Below are 6,261 nucleotides of genomic sequence, written 5' to 3' on the forward strand. Positions count from 1 at the left end.
ATTTATTATAATGTTATAATTTTTTTATAAATCCCTTAAATAAAATAGTTGGTAAATTTCTTTATTTTGAAAATCACAGGTTCTAATTAATAATTTCTGTGAAGCCAGATATAATCCTGAAATCCACATCTTATCTCCCTCTGAATATGCTTTTTGTAAATACTTCTCCATTATGGATACAACATCTTTTTTATCAAAGGACATTAAGGCATGAGCCGCATCCTCATATACCGGCCAATTAACGTCCTTAAGTAATCCGAAAAGCCACGGCAGGCATTTTAATTTCTGCGGATATTTCATTTTGTTAATGATAAGTATCGGATTCAACCAACAAAATTTTGTGGTAAATTTACTGTATGAGAAGTATTTAAGTATATCTATATTTTCATCTGAAAAGCTTTCCGCTAGATGACACAATTTATCTGGATTTATGGATTCATTATTATATATGTCATATTTGTGTAATTTTAACAATTCATCAACTTCCAAGGTCATCACCCACATCATTATGTAGATATTCAGCATTTTTAGCCTTGTTTTTCATAAAAAATATGATTGCACCGATTGGAACAGATAAATATATCCACAAACCAGCGTTTTGATTATTTGCTATATGAGGAAAGCCAAATGTGCGAAGGTAAAACGATAAAATAATATCTCCTTCCAAAGAAAAAGCAATTCCTCCATAAATGCTCAAAATAAATACTAACCATAATCCCCATAACTTAACTTTTTTCTTAACGCATATAAATGCCATGTATAACGAAAATAAAAACTCAGCTACCGCCAAAATTATCATGATTAACTTCTCCTTTATTCCTGTGATCCGTCTGGAAACATTATTTTTATATTACTATTACAACAGGATTGATCCAATTATGTAATTACAAACTTGATTTATGTTTGCCACGTACAATATTGCTGGCATACTACCTAACATTGTTAATGAAAACTTATTAATATCTTGCAAAAGCTAAACATTTTCCTGAAGTTAAGGAAGATTCTTCCCTATCTGTATTACTATCGCATATAATCCGAATAATTATATATTTTACCTGTATCACTATTTTCCCAAGTCTGTTCCTGTTTATTACCATCTGTAAACCAGTCAGTATGTTTATAAGGACCAGACGAATATCTACTATACTTCTGTCCATAAAAAAAAATGTCTAAATTGACCCAGCTCTTATTTTTATAGTTTGAACTACCTTTCAAGTAACTAGACATTGGTTCATTATTAATTTTATATAATATATCAAGGAACATTTTATCAATAATTTTATCATCAGCTCCATCTTTTATATATACATCTATTGATCCAGAACGTGTTCGATAAGACATATCTAATTTTATTGTATCTATCTCTGGATATAAATCACACATTTCTGCTTTAAAATCATGAAACGTATTATTTACAATTCGATTATATATCTTAATGCCTCCCATTATAATAATTAAAATAGTTAATGTCCAAAGCCATCCCCATTTTACCCTTTTTATAACAGAGAATAAGATCAAACATGACGATATTAATACTAAAGATAATATAATAATTATTAAAGGTAATAAATTAAACGATTCCATAGTTTATCCTCTTCTTTTCTATAAAATATTAATTATTCGAACGATAATAATCCCTAATAATAATCACATATAAAAAAATACATATTAACAAAAAACTAATATATAGCTAATATAAATAAAGCAATTGAATTGAAAGATTCCACACGTTATCCTCCAAAATTTTAATATTGTCGTCATTCGGAATATATATGATATTGCAAGATCACTCCTTAATAAATGGATCGACCAGGCTATTAACAGTGGTTCCTTTAAAGAAAAAATAACCGTTCTATAGAAGATGCCTAGCTGCTTAGGCCTCGCCAAAAAACAAGCAGCTTAAGATGGAGAAACGATATTTTAAAGCAAACAGCGCTAATCTAATTCGCCATTTAACAATAAAGGAACAAAATCCAAAGAATTAATAGAATTTCCTTCTAATATTCAATATAATCTGAATAATTGTATTTTTTACCTGTATCACTATTTTTCCAAGTCTGTTCTTGTTGATTTTCATTAGTAAACCAATCTGAATGTTTATATATTTCTGACTCAAACCTTCCATGTTCTACTCCAAAAAAATCAATTAATAAATAATTCCAATGCTTATTACTATTTGAACTACCCTTTAAATAGCTTGACATTGGTTCTTGATTAATTTTCTTTAGCATATCAATAAAAAGATTTTCTAATCTTTCGTACTCTATCTCTTTTTTTAAGTCAACATCTATTGTACAAATACTTCCTCCATTGATAATATTGAATTCTATATCATTTATCTCCGGAAATGTACTGCACATTTCTGTCTTAAAGTCATAAAATACTGAATTTAATATTTGATCATGTATCTTAACACCACCAGTTATTATCATAATAATAGATAAAAGCCAAAGCCATCCAAACTTTATTTTTTTAATAATCATATATAAAAAAATACATATTAACAGAAAAATTAATACTATAGCTAATATTAATAAAGGAATTGAATTGAAAGACTCCACACGTTATCCTCCTAAATTTTAATATTGTCGTCATTCGAAATATAATAGTCCTTGATAAAGCCATTCATTTTGTATATACTCGTCTAAATTTACTTCTCCCCAGCCTCCCCAGGACGATACCTTCACTTTTGCCTTTTCTTCGGTTTCGTCTATTTCTAATTCCGTAATGGTTACCCAGTGTAACTTAAACGAGTTCCCTGATGATACGCTTCCATCTGGATTTGTTATCGTTACATTGCTGCTTCCACCCTCTCCGATCAACATTGCTATAGGCGAATCTTTTTCTAACCCCTCTTTAATATAATCAATAATGTTCTCGCGAGTAAAAGAATCATACTTCTTTACAGCATGAAGTTCTATACCTTTATCACTGGCAAATTCTTCTACCCCCTCCTCTAATAAGCTAACAGGCCACACCCCCAAAGGTTGTTTTCCGATATGACGTGGTGTTACATATTTATACATCTCTTTCATATGTAATTGAAAATTAGCCCTTGTATAATCCGAAAAAGTATAAAGACCTTCATAATTTGAGTTATGACTAGCCAAATATGCCATTATATTAGCAGATGCCACTGTTCCACACCCCCCATTTTTAGCAACATCAGATTTTTTCTTATCATTATCCCATTTAAACCATGATTGATTCCCACCATAATACTTTGTACTACCATCAGTAATTTCGACAAATCTCTTTGAGTCACTTAATGTAATCTTAATAACACCTTTTTTTATCTCTCTACACACTCCATTTTCATCTACTTTATAAGTCTTCTTAGTGGCTGGATCTATAATTGTTTCATTAGCAGCCATAGCGCCATTCTGTTTTAAAAAATATTTCTTGCCTTTCCAATTTACTAATTTTGATGTAGCCATTTCTCCATTAGGATTAAAATAATACCACTTTCCTTTATATTTCAACCATTTATCACTATGCATATATCCATAGTCATTACCATTTGTGGCTTCTGCCTTATTTTTAAAATAGTACCATTTTCCATCAATTTCTCTCCAACCAGTCACCATATTTCCTGCTGATTCTTCTTCATTAAAATAGTACCATAATCCTTTTATTTTCTTCCACCCCAGCGCCATATGGCCGTCTGTCTCATGACCGCCTTCCATATTTGACACAAAATAATACCATTGCTTTTTTATTTCTTTCCAGCCTGTCACCATATATTCATCAGATTCCAAATAATACCAGGCTTTATCTTTGTCTATAAATACCCAGTCTTTTTTTACGTAATGTCCATTTTTGTAATATTTCCACCTGGCACCTTCTGGTGTTCCATATGGTACCCATTGTTTTTGTATTCCCATTTCTACAGGTACTGCGTTATTTATTACTTCAGAGTAATACGGGTAAGCTCCATCTGTAAAATTTTTACTTGCTACATTAAATTGAACAACATAATTACCAGCTGCATCTTTTGTTATTATTGCTTGATTCACACTGGCCATTGATCCTATTATGGAATTCAAAACAGGATTTATGCTTGCCGGATCCAATATCACTGGCATACTGCCTAACATCATTAATGAATACTTACTAAAATCTTGCGAAAGCTGAACATTTTCCTGAGATAACGGAGTATTGATTCCACACTGACTGGCTTTCAAATAAGTCATTCTACCATACCCATTAAATTCATTCCCTAAATGAAAAGAACTTTGATTTTTCCCCATTACTCTTATCTCCCTTCCGTATTCACATGTCCGACTATTCTTAAATTGTCCATATAATCTCCACATAGTAATAATATCTCGTCTGCTAAACGCAGCGAACTATCTAACACTATGCTAAAAGACTGATTTAACAAAGTCCTAAAACACTCCTGAAATAAATTCCAATCATCATTTAGTATTTTTTGCTTGAAAGTTAATAATTCAAACTTCTCCAGACGTACAAATTTATTTCGTAGTAACTTTTCTATTGTATTCATATCCTCAGATATATTTTTATATATCAGTTCTGGATACCAGTAACACTGACTTTTCTTTTCATCAAGGTATAACATAGAATTGCTGAATCCAAATATTGCTTTAAAACTTTCCGTGTATTCACTACTTTTTAAATGACATAGATAGATATAATTTAATTTAGCTTCTTTATCGTCTTCTTGCCTGTTTAGCTGTTCGGATATTAATAGATTGAGCTTTTTGTAAAACAATGGTACCATACTACACATGTTTTTTGTCAGATAGGTTCTTTTTAGCTCCAATCTTTCATTTCTATATTCTTTTAAATATTCTTCTATATCCTTATTTCGATCCACCTTATCATTCCCTCCTGAAGTTAAATCTAATAAGCAAACTTACCATTCATGGCTTATAATGCCATAGAATTTTGCAACCATCCAAAATTGTAATTATTTGGTATAACTGTTTTAATCAACAAAAATATTTAGTTATTTTAGCTTCAGTTCGCTTATTGGCATTTTTATTATTAGAAATCCGTCCAGTGCATCTTCATACATTAAATTTATATAAAGATATTCTTTATCAATACCAAAATTATTAATATTTGCAACACCCCGATCCACACCATATATCCATTCTTTATTGGCATATCTTTTCTTTGATTCCTTATAAGCAGCCAATATTTCTTTATTAAATTCATCTTTTTGCTCTTTCATAAAATTATCTAATTCCGAAGTTTGTCCAGATAGTATTTGATATTTATAATTTTTTATAGCTAATTCAATATACTCCATGTCTACTATATCCTTAAGCTTTTTAATATTTCCTGTATTAATATCTATTGTCATGACATATTCATCATTAAAAATATTTACTCCTTCATAGTAATCTGTATAAACACGAACACTTATTTGCTTATTGTCCATACTTAAAATTTTGTACTTTCCATTGACAGCAAGCATACTCTCATTACTTTTATTTATGTTCCAATCTATAAGTGATTTATACTTTAATGAAATTTCTTCATAATCAGCTGAAATTATATTTAAAGATAACATTTTTAACTTTTTATTTAAATTAGTTTCCACTTCTTTATCTGTTAAACCAGTTACTTGAGGATAATGAACATCTACATCTAAAAAATTTCTGATAGTATAGTTATTCTTCTTATAATTGTCACCATTAAATTGAATAGAATGGTGATAATCATATACTATTAAACCATCTTTTCTAAATGCTTCTTCTGATGTGACTTTTAATTCTTCTAATTCACATTCACCATTTAATTCTTTACTTATATATTTATTTTTATTTTGTTTATTTAAACTTGTAGATTCCTTAATATTGTTACTATTATTATAGCTATTAGTTCTATACAAAAGCAGCAAAAGCATTAATAATATTATTACAAATTTTAAAGAAACTATTTTTTCAAACAAACTATTCATATTAATTCCACCAACTGTTATTTTTGAGTTTAATAAATTAGCTATTTTAACTTATGTAATTGGATTACCATCTAAAATATGCGTACCATCTATAGCTTCTAAATTATTAAAAATTGCAGATATCTAATATGTGATTTCATTTGAAAAATATTAAATAGTTTTCAATTATCATTAACTCGATGTGCCAAAATACCTTCGCCCCATATTCCAAACAATAATGTATCTTTATTTAAAATCATCCCATTCATTCCAACAGGAATAGATATCTCATGATCAATACTTTCAACCACAAAACATTGAATTGGAAGACCAGCCCAAAACTTATCTTC

Annotated in this window: 7 protein-coding genes; all 7 read right to left on the reverse strand. The window is 29.3% G+C overall.

From position 1 onward, the window contains the following. Positions 1-24: 24 nt before the first annotated feature. Positions 25-489: a hypothetical protein gene (locus RZO55_RS03730; RefSeq protein WP_318062942.1), complete on the reverse strand. Its 465-nt coding sequence runs from the start codon at positions 487-489 to the stop codon at positions 25-27. Continuing rightward, entirely contained in the window at positions 479-799 is a 321-nt protein-coding gene (locus tag RZO55_RS03735) for a hypothetical protein (RefSeq protein ID WP_318062943.1), read from the reverse strand. Before RZO55_RS03735 ends, RZO55_RS03730 begins: the two co-directional genes overlap by 11 nt. Before the next feature lie 221 nt (positions 800-1,020). Further along, positions 1,021-1,584 (reverse strand): hypothetical protein, encoded by a 564-nt coding sequence (locus RZO55_RS03740; protein WP_318062944.1) that lies wholly within the window; start codon positions 1,582-1,584, stop codon positions 1,021-1,023. A gap of 413 nt (positions 1,585-1,997) precedes the next feature. Continuing rightward, the gene (locus RZO55_RS03745) at positions 1,998-2,561 is read right to left on the reverse strand and encodes a hypothetical protein (RefSeq protein WP_318062945.1); all 564 of its coding nucleotides are present in this window, start codon (positions 2,559-2,561) and stop codon (positions 1,998-2,000) included. Positions 2,562-2,591: 30 nt separating this feature from the next. Beyond that, a complete protein-coding gene (locus RZO55_RS03750) occupies positions 2,592-4,250 on the reverse strand; it encodes an N-acetylmuramoyl-L-alanine amidase family protein (RefSeq protein WP_318062946.1) in 1,659 nt (552 codons plus the stop codon). Positions 4,251-4,255: 5 nt separating this feature from the next. Next, positions 4,256-4,840: a hypothetical protein gene (locus tag RZO55_RS03755; RefSeq protein WP_318062947.1), complete on the reverse strand. Its 585-nt coding sequence runs from the start codon at positions 4,838-4,840 to the stop codon at positions 4,256-4,258. Positions 4,841-4,972: 132 nt separating this feature from the next. Continuing rightward, a complete protein-coding gene (locus RZO55_RS03760) occupies positions 4,973-5,932 on the reverse strand; it encodes a hypothetical protein (RefSeq protein ID WP_318062948.1) in 960 nt (319 codons plus the stop codon). Positions 5,933-6,261 lie beyond the last annotated feature (329 nt).

The organism is Clostridium boliviensis (genome assembly GCF_033342255.1).
GTDB lineage: Bacteria > Bacillota > Clostridia > Lachnospirales > Lachnospiraceae > Lacrimispora > Lacrimispora boliviensis.